The sequence below is a fragment of the Rapidithrix thailandica genome, assembly GCF_039710355.1.
GTDB lineage: Bacteria > Bacteroidota > Bacteroidia > Cytophagales > Flammeovirgaceae > Rapidithrix > Rapidithrix thailandica.
Genome location: NZ_JBDKWZ010000002.1, coordinates 400661 through 416022 on the forward strand (window position 1 = coordinate 400661; position 15362 = coordinate 416022).

At 41.5% G+C, this 15362-nt stretch carries 9 protein-coding genes; 2 read left to right on the top strand and 7 right to left on the bottom strand.

The window, feature by feature from the left end:
- Nucleotides 1–25: 25 nt before the first annotated feature.
- The 5 genes from AAG747_RS05105 to AAG747_RS05125 form a co-directional block, all read right to left on the bottom strand.
- Nucleotides 26–1405 (bottom strand): alpha amylase family protein, encoded by a 1380-nt coding sequence (locus tag AAG747_RS05105; RefSeq protein WP_346820059.1) that lies wholly within the window; start codon nucleotides 1403–1405, stop codon nucleotides 26–28.
- A 64-nt stretch (nucleotides 1406–1469) separates the two neighbouring features.
- Nucleotides 1470–3149: a DUF5018 domain-containing protein gene (locus AAG747_RS05110; protein WP_346820060.1), complete on the bottom strand. Its 1680-nt coding sequence runs from the start codon at nucleotides 3147–3149 to the stop codon at nucleotides 1470–1472.
- Between the two features lie 11 nt (nucleotides 3150–3160).
- Complete coding sequence (locus tag AAG747_RS05115) at nucleotides 3161–4798, bottom strand: RagB/SusD family nutrient uptake outer membrane protein (protein ID WP_346820061.1); 1638 nt, start codon at nucleotides 4796–4798, stop codon at nucleotides 3161–3163.
- 19 nt (nucleotides 4799–4817) lie between these two features.
- Entirely contained in the window at nucleotides 4818–7940 is a 3123-nt protein-coding gene (locus tag AAG747_RS05120) for a SusC/RagA family TonB-linked outer membrane protein (protein ID WP_346820062.1), read from the bottom strand.
- 44 nt (nucleotides 7941–7984) lie between these two features.
- Nucleotides 7985–9850 carry an FAD-dependent oxidoreductase gene (locus tag AAG747_RS05125; RefSeq protein ID WP_346820063.1) on the bottom strand — a complete coding sequence of 622 codons (1866 nt, stop codon included), beginning with the start codon at nucleotides 9848–9850 and terminating at the stop codon, nucleotides 7985–7987.
- Nucleotides 9851–10322: 472 nt separating this feature from the next.
- Here AAG747_RS05125 and AAG747_RS05130 point away from each other — a divergent pair, with 472 nt between their 5' ends.
- Nucleotides 10323–11549, top strand: a complete 1227-nt coding sequence (locus tag AAG747_RS05130; RefSeq protein WP_346820064.1) for an ROK family protein — start codon at nucleotides 10323–10325, stop codon at nucleotides 11547–11549.
- 996 nt (nucleotides 11550–12545) lie between these two features.
- Complete coding sequence (locus tag AAG747_RS05135) at nucleotides 12546–13586, top strand: LLM class flavin-dependent oxidoreductase (RefSeq protein ID WP_346820186.1); 1041 nt, start codon at nucleotides 12546–12548, stop codon at nucleotides 13584–13586.
- Nucleotides 13587–13953: 367 nt separating this feature from the next.
- Here AAG747_RS05135 and AAG747_RS05140 read toward each other — a convergent pair whose 3' ends face one another.
- On the bottom strand, nucleotides 13954–14688 hold the full coding sequence (locus AAG747_RS05140) for a class I SAM-dependent methyltransferase (protein WP_346820065.1): 735 nt from the start codon (nucleotides 14686–14688) through the stop codon (nucleotides 13954–13956).
- 263 nt (nucleotides 14689–14951) lie between these two features.
- Nucleotides 14952–15362: a response regulator gene (locus AAG747_RS05145; protein ID WP_346820066.1), complete on the bottom strand. Its 411-nt coding sequence runs from the start codon at nucleotides 15360–15362 to the stop codon at nucleotides 14952–14954.

Here is a 15362-nt window from a genome sequence, read left to right on the forward strand (position 1 = left end):
TGTATGCTGTTGTTTATTTCCGTTGTTAATTATCTGAGGAAATTGCTTGTTCAATGCCCTTCTTGACATATTGCCATTGATTTTTTTTCTTTAAATGAATCATATCAAAAAGGAAATAGCCGTCACTGGCATTGATTGCGGCATCTACTGAAAGCGTAATTGCTTCGTTAATCACTTCATCGCTGGTGGTCGCCCACTTTCCGTTACCAATATCAGGTCCTCCGGCTACCAAAGCATCCCCTTTGATTTTTTCCATTGCTTTTGAACAAAAGCCTTGTATCGTCCATTCGTTTGTTCCGTACACCCGTGTAGGAGGCGCATACGCCCCAATGAGCATAATATCCATCAAATCGGCATACCCATAATTTTTATAATCCGGTGTCGCCCAGGCAGGATAAGTCGATGCCGTATTGTACTGTGGACTTGCCCAATTCACTCCCACTCCATAATAGATGGAATACCAGCCACCTACATACACACCGAATTGGAGATCCGGATTCTTGGCTTTCACCCGGTTTCGGGCTTTTTCCATAAAGTCATGGATGGTTTTGGCACGAAACTCCAGCCACTTTTTAAAATGGACGGGTAATTCCGCAGGCAGGTCTCCCGCTTTCATACCCGGAGTCATCACATCGGCCGGAAAATTTTGCAAAGAATACCCCAAATACGCTTCGAACTTCTTTTTGGATTCATTCGAAAAGTCACTGTCCAGATCGTCAAAACGGCCCCGGTCTAAAAAAACACCGTCCAAGCCCTCATAAGCTGCCAAATCGTCCAACATATCACACAAATAGTTTTGGACATTCTCATTTACCGGATTGAAAAATTTAGCTTCTTTAGCATTTTTATCCAACGTGTTTACCAAGCCCGATTCGGTCAGTAATTGGGTGGCCCAATGCCGTTTATCCGCTTCCCGGAAAAGCATACCCTCCGACCCCAAGCTAGTGGTGTTTCCCCCGACAAAAGTATTCACCCCCGCATGTATTTTTAACCCCAAGCTATGCCCGGCATCAATAAACGCCTGAAGATAATCCCAGGTGGCGGTACGCTCAATTTTTGCATAACCGCTTGGTAGCCAAGCACCCAGCCATTGTACCTGATTCACTACATCCGTTGTAAACAACACATCCCCGGTAGTAGGGCGCACATCCACTACCACATCCGTAAACCCGGCATCTTTTGCCAATTGTAAATCCCGCAGGATATTTTCTTTGTTATTGGCAAAATCCGGAAAATTGGCAGCCGCATCGATCCAAATAAACCTCGGCTTTTCCGCATTGTCTTTTCCTTTGTCCCAATCCCATTCCAGTTCCTCTTCACGGTCGTTACAAGCACTTACACTGAAGATAAGCGCAGTGCATAAGGCCCAAAGGGCAATCGTATATTTAGTTCTGAAATTCATCATTATCATGGTGATAAATACCGGCCTCTCTTCCGGAAAAAAGAAGCCAGTTGTTTTTTAAATTTATTTACATATCAATACAATCGAATTGATATCCAACCACATAACCATTAGTAAACATAAAATAGAGGTACATAAAATAGCCGTCTTCGGAAACCTTCAGCGCCACATCGCCCGTACCGTTTGCATTCGCCACTACCGGTGTAATGGCTTTGGCTCCATAGGTATCCCTGGCACTTTCCCAGACTACGGCATTACAGGTTTTTGTTTCCAGGTTCCCTTCAAAACCCACATTGCTACTTACATCCAATAACCAGACGGCATCTGCCGCTCCCCAAGTGAAACTGTTCACCCAATTCAGGGTGGTGTATTTTGCATTGTTAAATTCTGCATAGTCCACTGCATTTGGGATATAGTTAGCACTGATTGCTTCCAACTTATTGCTCACAGTGTTGGTTGTTCCATTGACCCAGGCAAAGGTGTTGTCCGAATAAGAGGCCACAAAATAATCGCTGGAGACATCGGAGGCAGAAGTAGACACGACATCTGCATTGATGGTCCACCCTTTGGTCAGGCCACTCATAGTAATAATTTCAGGCGTCTGAGATGTCAGAGTCCCACCTACAACTGTCCAGCGGGCAATACGTTGATTGGCAGTCCCTAACAACGGAGCCGTGATGATTGCATCTCCGGTAATACTTCCGTTGACAGACAACTTTCGACCAATGGCCTCTCCCCCGTTCCACTCGATCATCAGTTCCGGAGTTCCGTCAACGGAAGCCAGTTTCCAGACCTTGAATGCACCGTCATTGGGTGATAAATTACAGATCAATACATTTCCTTCATCGTCCGCCGTATTATAAAAATTGGAAAGAGAACCTTTGATCGCACCCAAGTCAATTTCTCCGATCTTTTCTCCCGTTTTAGCATTGATGTAAATACTGTTTTCATTCCGGGTGTTCAAGACAACATACTCCCCGGCCACCGCCATTCCTCCGGTCATATTATCCGTAGTGATGCCCAAGTCGGCTTTTAACTGTTTGGCAAACATGAGCTTTGCACTACCCATGCGAATGCCATAAGGCAGTTTTTCAGGGATTTGTTTTTTCACCGTATACACACTTTTTGTCTGGCCATCGTGGGCAGTTACCGTCAGTTGTTGTTCCGTATTGTAGTTCAGAATGGTACTTGCAGGGTCCGGTGAAATACTCGCATGATACGATAAGGTAACCTCAGCCAAGGCAGGATCGATATCTCCCACCGCTACCAGAGAGATGGTTTTAGTTGCTTCATTGATGACTCCGGATAAACCTTGTGAAGGAATCGAAAACGCTTCTATCTGACACGCATTGCTTTTCCGGATTTCTCCTCTTACCACATATTGCTTTTTTTCCTTAACTTGATCCGTAACTGTGATGCTATTTTCTTGAGATAAATCCATGTACAAAAGTGCAGGACTCGCGATCACATTATCATCCAAATTGGCCGAAACCCTCATTGTCTTCAATTGTACTTCCGTGACCTGGTTATTACTGCTTACAGGGTAGTAATATGGAATGGGAATGATAATTTCGTTGCTTCCTTCAGTAATGTATCCGGTAAATGCTCCCGTACCGTCTTCAAAGGTTGCTGTGATGCTATTGATCCCATTTCTGGAGACGGATGGTTTCAGTTCGTCCGGATGATGGCAGCTATTCAGGCATATGAGTAAGGCCAGTATCGCTATATTGAATATATATTTTTTCATTTTCATTATGTTTATTTCCATTCATCGTATTGTTCAATGGCGGCATTGTTTGCGAGCTCACTGTAAGGAACCGGCAATACGTAGGTTTTTTCCAGAAACTTGCGATCTTGCAAATCACAGTCTACATACTCATACAAGTATCCGCCCGGATCTTTGGAAATTTTCATCCCGTGCACACGATACTTGTTGTATTCTATATGGGCAAGTTTCCATCTGCGCATATCCCAATACAAATGCCCTTCAAAAGAGAGTTCTATTTTACGTTCTTGACGAATGGCTTCAAAAAGATCCGGCCCTGTCAAACCACTTTTCGCAGGCAAGCCTACACCCGGACGGGCACGTACCAAGTTTAAATCGGCGATCGCCTCTCCGCTTTTATTCAAGCGGAAGTTGGCTTCGGCACGGTTCAAGTAGACTTCTGCCAAACGGAGTTCCACCCAGGTTTGTGTACTTGGGTATGTTATCAGATCTGTGTGCTCCTCGTTCATAAATTTGCGCAGATAATACCCTGTGGTGGTTCTTCCTTTGGCATATGTATCCTCCCGGTAACCCATATACCTTCCATTGGTTCCATCCACACTATTTTCCAATACCTTGTCTTTCCAGGTCGCTCCGTTGTATAGGATTGTCGCATGAAAACGAGGCTCCAACTCTTCGTAAGGCGGACGTGCAGTGGTACCTCCCGGTACTTGCCATGCACTCCAGTCAACCCTACTTCCGTTACTTTTTTCATAAGCTTCTACCATTTCTTGAGTAGGTGTACCACTGCCTCCCTGATTTTCTATTTCTCCAAAAGTTGCATAGTATTTATCAAAAGAATGGTTGGGACCGGTAATCAGGTAATTGTATTCCAAAACCGACTCGGAATTCCCTCCTTTCCAGGCATCTTCGTAATTGTCCGTTAAGGCATAAATATTCAAAGCCAGTACTGAATCAGCAGCGACTTTAGCTGACTCCCAACGTTCCGCATAAAGCATTGCACGGGATTTGAAAGCAAAAGCGGCTCCTTTTGTAATCCTACCACTCTGGGCACTTTCCCACATTTCAGGCAAAACAGAGGCCGCAAAATCCAAATCTTCTTCTATCAAATCCCAGGTTTCCCCGGAAGAAGAGCGGTCTTTATCCTTTTGCAAATCCATGTCTTTGTAAAGGATCACTCCACCATGGCGCTTTGCTAACTGGAAATACAAAAACGCCCTGAAGAAGCGAGCTTGCCCTTCAAATAATTTGTTTTGATCCTCTGTTAACCGGGAATATTTTTCCAGTCCGACCAGAAACTCATTGATCCTGCGAATCCTCTCATAAGCATTTCCCCAAGTGTTTAACAAATTGCCTGTCGGGGACATAGATTCCGGAGTAAACACATAATTATTAGCATCCCCCGCCCGGCTACCCGGTACATACGAACCGTATTTTAATGTTTCGGTTAATCCTTCTGTCAAGTTTCCACTAAACTGGTCTGCTCCGAAATTCCCATAACGGTCGAGGTACGGATAGAAACCATTTACATACAAGGTTACGTTTGCTTCATCTTCCCAAACCACTTTGTCTGAAATCCGGTCGGTAGGAGTCGTATCCAGAAAATCATCACATCCGCACAAACTGATCACGCCAAACAATAGTACTATATGAAATATCTTATTCATCATGATATCAACTATTTATGCTTTAAAAGGTCAATTTCACACCCATGGAAAATATCCGTTGCTGCGGGTAATAGCCATTGGATACGCCCGGGTGTTCGGGGTCTATATTGTATTTTGACAGGCCGCTAAATGTCAACAAATTTTGTCCTTCCAGATATATCCTCAGGTTTTCCATACCGACTTTCCGCACCCAATCGTTGGGAAGGGTATAGCCGATTTGCAGCGTTTTTAAGCGCAGATAATCACCATTCCGGTACCAGAAAGTGGAAGAAAAAGCATTGTTAGAACTGACTGGCACCAGGGAAAGCCGGGGGAATTCACCATTGGGATTGTCTTCTCTCCAGGAGTTTTCCAATAAGAATTCCGGAGAATTACCACCGTGGTAGAAAGGCCTGGTCAGAGAGGTATGGTCCATCACTCCGTTACTGTACAAGCCGGTGAGCGCCACGTCTCTACCCAGAGCTCCTTGAAACAAAACGGATATGTCGATACTTTTCCAATTGGCATCAAAGGTAAAACCACCTACAAACTTAGGATATGCCGATTTGCCAATGTACCCCCGGTCTTGCTCATAGGAAATCACTCCGTCTCCATTTCTATCCAGGTAGCGAATATCCCCTACCCGCACAGCTTTTCCTTCAATCAAAGCCGCATTGCGGATTTCCTCTTCGCTTTGGAATAGGCCTTGATCGATAAACCCTATTTGCGCACCTACTTCCTTGCCTGTGAGTTTTAACCAATCGGGTGTGTTTTCAGAATCACCGTATTTCAACCATCTCCGCTTGGTATACGTCCCGTTCAATCCTATGGAATAAGAAAAACCTCCTACTTTGTTATGATGAGTTAAAGCAACTTCAAATCCTTTATGGTCTTGTTTATTGTTATTTTCATAGCCATAAACATAACCTCCATACGAGTCAGGATATCTGGCATCGGCTGAGCTCAACATGTCGTAGATATACTTGTAAAATACATCAAACTCCACTCCCAATAACCCGTTCCATAAAGTTGCATCAATCCCCACATTGTATTGCAATGCTTTAGCCCAAGTCAGGTTAATATTGCCGGGCTTTGATGTAATCAGACCGTTCTGCCCTTCTCCTCCGATCACGACTGCCGGATTGCTTAAAAAAGATAAGGTATTCAAATAAAAGTACGGGCTGATTTGCGAGGTTCCGGTTAGCCCGACACTTCCTCTCAGTTTCAGATTATTGATATGACCTCCCAATGCACTACGGAACCAATCCTCTTCCGAAATCCGCCAACCCAGGGAAGCTGCCGGAAACGCCCCCCAACGCTTACCGTCTACCATTCCGCCAAAGATATAACTACCGTCATACCGCATGGAAAACTCTGCTAAGTACTTGTCTTTATAATCATAACTAATCCGTCCGACAAACCCGGCCTTCCGTTCGGTATAACTACTGCCGGAAACCTTTGTCCTGTCTTTCAGATTGGCATAATTCAATTCGTCCAGCTCCAGAATATCGAACCCATACCCGTAAGCCCCAAATTTATTTCCATCCCGTTGAACCGTTTCCATCAATAGCAGTACGGCGACATTGTGCAAGCCAAATGTATTCTCATAATTAAGGCTGGTATTGGTTACCAAATTTGTATAATGAGACATTCCTTCCACCAGGCTAGCCGTGTTTCCTCTTGCATCATGAGCATAATTATAATTGATCTTATCCGTACCGATTGTTGGTGCGGTTGCTACCAATGTTTGGTAAGGTGAAGAAAATACTTTGGAAGCCTGATAGGATACATCATAAGCCGTTAAAAATTTTGCACTGAGCCCTTTTACATATGGGATATCGTATTTCAAAGCCAAATTGGTTTGAAGGATATTCGTCTTCACATTGTTATAGCCGGATAATTCTGAGGCTGCCAGTGGGTTTACATACGTGCTGGCCGTACGGGTACTTACCGGGGTTCCGTCTATCGTTTCAGGTACATACGGATGTGCTCTCATGGCTTGTTGAGGGATGTTGTTCCAAGCTGAGGGCGAAGCCGAAAAGCCGGGTTGTTTCCGGTCTTCTATCCGTCCCGCCAAGCCAAACATCAAGCTTAAGTTATTGGCAATTTCCGCATCTATATTCGAACGCAAATTCAAACGGTTATACTTAAACCCATTGACATTTCCCTCTTGGTTATAATTTCCGAGAGACACAAAGTATTTGATCTTTTCCGTCCCTCCGGTAGCATTCACATTATAATTCCTGGTTTTTCCAATATCGAAAGTTTTCTCATACCAGTTGGTATTTCCCCATCCATCCGTGGGATCTCCGTTCAGCATTTTTTCCACCTGTCCGGAAGTAAAAACCGGATCGTCACCATCCATTTCCCGGGCTTTATTATACCAATAAGCGTAACCGGGACCATCCAACATTTCTAACATCAAAGCATTGGAACTCAACCCATGCGCACCCGAAAACGTGATTCTGGAAGGAGCCACCTTTCCCCGTTTGGTTGTCACTATGATGACGGCATTGGCATCCAATCCGTACACCGAAGCCGAAGAAGCGTCTTTCAGGACCGAAATGCTTTCAATTTCATTCGGATCAATTTCCGAAAAATCACGCTGTACACCATCCACAATATATTTGGCAGAAGAGCCCCTTACGATAATGCTTGAAGCATCGCTGCCCGGTTGTCCCGATTGTTGCAGGGACACTACCCCGGGAACCATCCCCCCCAAACGATTGGTAATATTTCCAACCGGAGCTTTAAGCAACTTCTCCCCCGACACTTGAGATACCGCACCGGTAACACTTTGCCGGTTTTGCGTACCATAGCCTACCACTACGATTTCATCTAAAGTTTGAATATCAACCGTCATTACTACATCTACGACCGACCTGCTAGCCGATGAAACCTCCTGAGTGATATACCCTACATAAGAGAAGATCAAAACTTCATTTTCCGATGGTAGTTGAAGTGAAAACTTCCCTTCAAAATCAGAAGTGGTGCCATAGGTAGTTCCTTTCACCAAAATACTGACCCCGGGCAAGGGCCCACCCTGTTCATCCGTTACTTTTCCCGTAACGATCTTGGATTGTGCTACCGCTTGAGCATACGCGGCCATCATAAACAACAGCATAAGAATACCATTGCTTTTAACTTTAGTAAAGCAAAAGTTCATAAAAATTAAGCATTTAGTTTTTCCATTTTCATATGAAGTCAGCCCTACTCAATATGGCCCGCCATATTGATTTTGATCGAGAAAGGATCGAGGTAATGATCTAATAATACCGCAATAATTCTCCGGCTGAGTAGTATGTTTTCATCCCAAGGCGATTCAAACCCCCAGTGTTGCCAATCTTTTTTGAGAAGTTCCAGGTTCAGAGAGGGACGGATTTTTTGAACGATTTTCACAAAGCCCGGCAGATGTAATAATTCCCCTGTAGCCGACCAATCATTCTTAAGCTCAGGGTAATACTCCCGGAGTCCGGAAAGCAATTCAAATTCACTCACAGGCAATTCAGGATAAAACCACATTTGATTGGCCCATTTGTAAGCCACGCCTTTTCCTTTAAGGATACCGGTAGCGCCTATACGCTGTAAAACTTGGAAGTGTGGGTCACCCGGCCTCACATCAATATAGGGCATCAGATATGCATTGGCTTCCAGGAGTGCAGCTTGAACTTCCCGGACACTCACCGCTCTTGGTGGCCGTTTGTTTTTCAAGCTGATTGCTGCCAGGGCACCGGCAGCTTGCCCTATCTCTAGTACAACAGGTTGAAGTCGGGTGGTACCGTTGACAATATTACTTACACTAATGCTTTTCTCTGCCACAATCAGCCCTTTTACTTCTTGGGGAATAAGACTACCCAAAGGAATATTATAAGAAGGGACCCGGATCTTTACAAAGTCAATTTCCGGAGCTTCGGGATTTTTCAGGTGATGATGGTCAATTGGATAATCTCCCACTGCAATTCCCGTACGGTAATATGCTTGCGGTTGATCGTACGGATCAGTAAGATGATTGAGGGTTAAAGTAGCAATTCCTTTCAACCGTCTGGATTCCCGGTAATACGGAATAAAGGGCAGGTGGTCTTTGGAAGGGTATTCTTTTTTGGCCAACCCCAAGTGTTTTAACCCCAGTTCCGTTTGCAAATAATAAATAAACCTCAGGGAGTGTAACTTAGCCTCTTCAATTTGCCGGTTTCTTTCCTCTTCGGATGCCTCTATAAAATTCAGGTAAATATCGTTGCCGCAATGTGGCCAATTGATCATGTACTTATTGTTAGGGAGTTTGCCATAGGTCATCATTTTATGACAATCATTCTTCTCGTTATCAAATGAAATAGGGTCGGCCACATTGCATGCACATGCAAACACAGACGGGTCGTAGCCCAAAGGTTTTTTAATCGTTTTATCCGCTCCCTTTCCATAATCTTTCAGGGTAACAACATACGTCATATCCTGAATGATATTGTTCTCTTTTTCAGGCGCATATTGCTCTCCACTCGAATACTTGCTATCCATTCCTATGGAATAACCGGCACCCAAAGTAGCCATTACGTCTCCCAGCTCCGTAGCATCAATCACCAATACCGATTTTAAATGATGTTCCTTTCCTTTCCAGCGAACCAACACATTCCACTTTTCTTCTTGGGGCTCAGCTTTCACCCATTCGGCATTGTACCACACGGTAAGATTTGCTTCCGCAGCAGCCATTTCCTTTAAAATTTTATTTCCTACGGAAGGTTCAAACAAAGTATTACTGACCCATCCGGTACTTACCTTTTCCGCCCCCCCGTAATGGTCGTATAGTTTTTGCCGGAATTCCCCCCAAAGCCCGGAAGGAAGTTGGTGGTTTCCATCGATGGCTGACACCCCTGCCGAGGTAAGCATGCCTCCTAACCATTCTGTCCGTTCCACAATTAATGTTTTCACTCCCATTCTGGCGGCTTGCACACCTGCCATTGTACCGCTTGCTCCTCCACCGACGATCAGCAGCTGAAATTCCGTTTTTTTCTGCGCATAGGAAGTCCGAGCAGAGATAATTAGAATTAAAATTAAATACTTTAGTAGGTAATGGTGGGTCATAGTGCATTATTTAGTAAAACAACATTCTAATTATTGATCAAATAAACAATATTATTATTAATAAATCAATACTTAATTAAAATTTTATTTAATACTTCGTTATATACTTCAAAATATAGATAAATTATCATAAATCGCTTACCTATTAAGAATTATTTTAACAAATAAAGCTTTATTTAACAATAACTTTTATCAATAAATAGAAATAATTTGATTGAAAAGGAGAAGCCATGCACCTATAAAATTACTTTTTCAGGAATCAATTTAATTTTATACGTATATTGTAGGTATTTCTTAAAATTCCCGTTTTTCAAAAATAAGCAACGGGAGAAAATGATTTTTGAAAAGAGCTTTCAAATGGATGGAAGTGCAAAGTATATTATTACTTTATTTTATTAATCATCCCCACATTAAACATTTTTTTTATAAATTAAATATACTTTTGTAAGCTGAATTACAAAAAACATCAAAAATGAATTTGCAATCGACTTTTTTTGAGGAGTTAAAAAACGAAGATGTAGGAGGCGTGGCATACAAGAACCTCAGTTTAAAAAAGAAAATACTAGATTACTTTGCCAATATAGGCAATGCCACTATCACCGATTTGAGTAAGGCACTTACTACCAGCACTCCCAAGATTAACAACCTCATCCTGGAATTAATTGAAGCGGGTTTAGTAGAAGACTTCGGAAAGGTAGAATCAAGCGTGGGCCGTAGACCCAATATGTACGGACTGAGTCCTGATTCCGTGTTTTTTATTGGCGTAGAGGTCAAAAAAAATTATGTCAACATCGGCTTGATAAATTTTCAAAAAGATTTGGTAAAAACAACCAAAGACATTCCCTATGCTTTAGGTAACCACCCCAGCTCCCTCGAATCCTTGTGTGAGATCATTAATCACTTTATTAAAAACCTCCATATAGACACCAAGAAAATCTTGGGTTTAGGCATCAATTTATCCGGAAGGATTGATTACAAAACAGGGCACAGTTACAGTTATTTTCATTTCAACGAACAACCTCTGACGCAAGTCATCCAAGAAAAAACCAATATCCCCACCTTTTTGGAAAATGATTCCCGGGCCATGGCATACGGAGAGTTCACCTGTGGAATCGTGCAAGAAGAAAAAAACGTATTGTTTGTCAATATTGATCACGGTATCGGCTTGGGTATGATGATCGAAGGAGAATTGTATTATGGCAAATCGGGCTTTTCGGGTGAGTTTGGTCATATCCCTTTGTATAACAATGAAATTCTTTGCCACTGTGGTAAAAAGGGATGTCTGGAAACCGAAGCCTCCGGAAAGGCACTGCTTCAAGTGTTTAAGCAAAAAGTAAAAAACGGAGCAACCAGTATCGTTACCCAAAACCATAAAAAACTTGAGGACATCAAGCTAGAAGACATCATTCAAGCTGCCAACAACGATGATATCCTTTCCATTGAACTCATTGCTCAAATCGGAGAAAAATTAGGCAAAGGTATTGCTCTATTGATCAACCTGTTCAATCCGGAATTAGTAATTTTGGGAGGAATTCTTTCTTCTACCGGTGATTATATTTATTTACCGATCAAGAGTGCCATTAACAAATACTCACTCAGTAAAGTGAGCAATGACACGGAACTAAAAATCTCGCAATTAGGTGACAATGCCGGAATCCTAGGTGCCTGTTTGCTCGTTCGCAACAAGCTCTTAAATTAATAGGACAACCATATCTCACACAGGCTTGATGCATACATCAAACCTGTGTGAGAGTATAACGGCCAGGTAAAAGGAGAAAAACCCTTTTATTTAAATCATTTCTATTGGCCCCATCAATTTTTGATCAATTTCCCAAAAGTCCTTTCTACAGTTTAAACACTTCGCATTTGAGTTAAATTACTATTTTTTTTGATAAGGCTTCAATTATAAAATTTCTGTTAGAGTTTCCTTCCAAGGCATTTTCAAAACTTAAGTACCAAGAGCCTATCCAATATTTTGTGTAAGTGAGGAAAGATCACGCATTTATTTTACCATCAAAAAGAATAAAGATTTACCCCCGACTTTTTCCATTTTTTATTTATTTGCCGAGCAACAAGGAAAATTGATTTCATAGTCAATTCATCATTGGGAAAACCTTTTTAGGTTTAGTGTCTTTACGCAAATTTCCTGGTTTCATGGGGGTTTAGAAATAAATTTCCAGTCTTGTATTTTCAAAAATACAAAATAAGGATGACTACACAAGTAGCCATCCTCTACACATGGTTTTTGAGATATGAAAAGCAGCATTGAGAACGATCAAGCAAGTGTATTATATTAGGAGGGATTCAAGCAATCCCAAAAACACCAACTATTGTACGTAAATATAGGTATTATTATTTAATATTCATTATTGTTTCAGTAAAAAAACATGGGCATTGAAAATTCAAAAATTATCGAGAGAGTTCCTTCTCATTCGGACATCATTCATACCTACTAAAAGATTCTATTCATTTCTTAGAGTACCCTGCTCTTTTTAAATGGAAAAACATTTTTACAAGACACCTTCATGAAATTTAAATAAAGAAAAAAACAAGACTCGTATTCCCCTTTGTATTTTATTCTGTTTCTTTGGCGGCAAATACTTTCAACTGTTAAGCGAGAATGCCTTATACTGAATCAACAGCATTTTCTCCGTATGTTGAAAATCATGAAAACAAACAAATTAACTTAATGATGATGTCATCCATTCAAAAAAAAACCTCTTATTCCTTATTAGAGTTGGCTACAGTGGGGGTTGGTTCCAAGCCCTCTGATGTTTTCAAAAACAGTCTGGACCTCGCTCAAAAAGCGGAAAAATTCGGTTACAAACGGTTTTGGTTAGCCGAACATCATAACATGGTCAGTATTGCCAGTTCGGCCACATCGGTGTTGATCGGTCATATTGCCGGGGGAACAACAAAAATCAGAGTCGGATCCGGTGGAATAATGCTGCCCAACCATTCACCGTTAATCGTTGCAGAACAATTCGGGACCTTGGGATCTTTGTACCCCGGGCGTATTGACCTTGGTTTGGGAAGGGCTCCGGGTACGGATCAGGCAACGGCCCATGCGATTCGTTCCGATAGGATGAATTCGGTGTATAAATTTCCGGAAGAAGTGAGTCAAATACAACAGTTTTTCTCACCCGGAAATCATACTGCCAAAGTAAGAACGACTGTGGCTGAGGGAGTAGAAGTTCCTGTTTATATTTTGGGTTCAAGTACTGACAGTGCCTACTTAGCCGCTGAGAAAGGGTTGCCTTATGCATTTGCCAGTCACTTTGCTCCTGCTCTTTTATTTGATGCGCTGCAGATTTACCGTGAAAAATTTCAACCCTCGGAATTTTTAAAGGAACCTTATACCATTGCATGTGCCAATATCATCGCGGCCGATACGGACAATGAAGCTGAAAAGATCTCGACTTCACTGATCAGAATGATGTTTGGAGTCATGACTAATAACATCGATTATATGCAGCCTCCTACGGAACTCACTTCCGAACTGAGAGTCCTGATGCAAAATCCTTCCTTTCATCGCATGTTAAAATATGCTTTTATTGGAAGTAAAGAAGCCGTAAAAAAACAGACAGAGGCCTTCCTAAAGGAAACCGGTATTGACGAAATAGTAGCCGTTTCGCATATTTTTAATCATAGTGACAGAGTTAATTCCTACAAAATCTTTTCGGAGATTATGAAAGAACTCAATACTCTTCCAACACCAGTCGGCTCTAATAGCTAATACCACGGTTCTTAAAATGACGAATGAAACGATCCGTCAAAACGATGTATCGTTTCATTCTTTATACACTGAAGTGATTTAAACTAATTATTTTAATCAGTTGATTTACAGGAATTTAATCATGTTTTTAATTTTGAAAAATGCTCCCGTTTTTCGACTTTTTATGAATTGTCTTTTCTATGAAGTAGACAGAGATTAGAATGTCCAGTTTCAAAAGTTTAAATCACTTCGATAATTATCACAGTAAAATCAAAGATCTTATCCCGCAAAATCATCTCTAAATAAAATGGGGGTATATTGAAAAGGCAGGAATTTCCGGTCTTTTGGTAAAACCGGAGCATGAAGATAATTTTTTTATTACAGCGGATTATTTTTTGATTGCCGAAACCAATAAAAAAATAGGCCTCCTCATTTCGTCTTTCATTTCCGGATACTCCTTTAAAACTTCTTGTGAAGGCTTGGGCTCTGAAAGTTGAATTATTTCAAAATTTGAGGCGATTAATGTATTGATAATGGTTTCCAAGGTGCGGTGATATTTGATGACTTGATGCCCTAAAAACCGGGTATGCCTTTCTCCTTCTGTTTGATAATGATCAAGAGGCCAATGCAAGCGGTTACCGGAAGCCTCAACATACCAGTCTTGTTCGGCTCTGGCAGTGAATACGGGATGTTCTATTGAAAAAACCAATTGCCCTCCTTTTTTGAGGCAAGCATGGATTTTATGAAAAACTGTTTTCAAATCTTGAATATAATGAAATGCCAAGGAGCTAAATACCACATCAAATTCTTCCGCAACAAAGTCAATATCTTCAATTGGCATCTGTTTGTATTCAATGGAATACTCTCCGGATTTTTCTTTTGCTTTTTCAATCATTTTTTGGGAGAGATCGACCCCTACCACTCTTTTTGCCCCTTGTTCTTTGGCATAAATACAATGCCACCCATATCCACATCCCAAATCAAGCATATTTTTTCCGGTTAAATCCGGAAGCATTTTGTGCAATACATACCACTCTCCTGCCGCATTGAGTCCCTTGATTGACCGGGGCATCTGACTATACCTTTCAAAAAAAGCCGAGTCATCATATTTGTTCTGTTTCATTGTTCTGCTAGTCTTTTTTATAAGAGCATGTTTAAATCTCACTCTTTAGATCCCCCCACCTCCGTTCAATATTTTGAGAGCCCTAAACCCAGAATTTTTACCGCCAAAGGAGCGGCCCTCCGCAACGAATTTTAAACATGTTCTAAAATAAACGCTGCCAAATTACACTATTTCGAGCATCCAATTACAAGCTACAGAGTTTAATTATCTTTTTAGATTATAAAATTTCAAGTTATTGATTTTTTGACTATTCGCAAGTACATTTATACTACGCGTTTCAGCTCCCGTACCAAATCCAAAAACCTACTTTTCGTTACCGGTTTGACAATAAAATCAGCCACTTCACTCACCGTTTTGGCTTTTTGTACATCCGCCGGATCGATAGATGAAGTAACGATATAAATGGTTATACTTTTCCCCAATTGAGGTTTTATTTTTCTATATTCTTCCAAAAACCTCCAACCGTCCATCACGGGCATTGCCAAATCCAATAAAATCATTTCCGGTAACAGTTCCGGTTGGTCTTGAAGTGCGCGGAGATATTCTATAGCTCTGAGACCATTGGAACATAACTTCACCTGTTTAACCATTTGCGTTTCTTCCACCATTTGTTGGAGTAGAAACTGGGTAACATCGTTGTCTTCAATGATACAAAGTGTATTTAATTTCTCCAT

What these genes read in the sequence shown, in the direction of transcription:
- AAG747_RS05105 (WP_346820059.1), bottom strand. Translation starts at nt 1,405, where the DNA reads ATGATGAATTTCAGAACTAAATATACGATTGCCCTTTGGGCCTTATGC.
- AAG747_RS05110 (WP_346820060.1), bottom strand. Translation starts at nt 3,149, where the DNA reads ATGAAAAAATATATATTCAATATAGCGATACTGGCCTTACTCATATGC.
- AAG747_RS05115 (WP_346820061.1), bottom strand. Translation starts at nt 4,798, where the DNA reads ATGATGAATAAGATATTTCATATAGTACTATTGTTTGGCGTGATCAGT.
- AAG747_RS05120 (WP_346820062.1), bottom strand. Translation starts at nt 7,940, where the DNA reads ATGAACTTTTGCTTTACTAAAGTTAAAAGCAATGGTATTCTTATGCTG.
- AAG747_RS05125 (WP_346820063.1), bottom strand. Translation starts at nt 9,850, where the DNA reads ATGACCCACCATTACCTACTAAAGTATTTAATTTTAATTCTAATTATC.
- AAG747_RS05130 (WP_346820064.1), top strand. Translation starts at nt 10,323, where the DNA reads ATGAATTTGCAATCGACTTTTTTTGAGGAGTTAAAAAACGAAGATGTA.
- AAG747_RS05135 (WP_346820186.1), top strand. Translation starts at nt 12,546, where the DNA reads ATGTCATCCATTCAAAAAAAAACCTCTTATTCCTTATTAGAGTTGGCT.
- AAG747_RS05140 (WP_346820065.1), bottom strand. Translation starts at nt 14,688, where the DNA reads ATGAAACAGAACAAATATGATGACTCGGCTTTTTTTGAAAGGTATAGT.
- AAG747_RS05145 (WP_346820066.1), bottom strand. Translation starts at nt 15,362, where the DNA reads ATGGAGAAATTAAATACACTTTGTATCATTGAAGACAACGATGTTACC.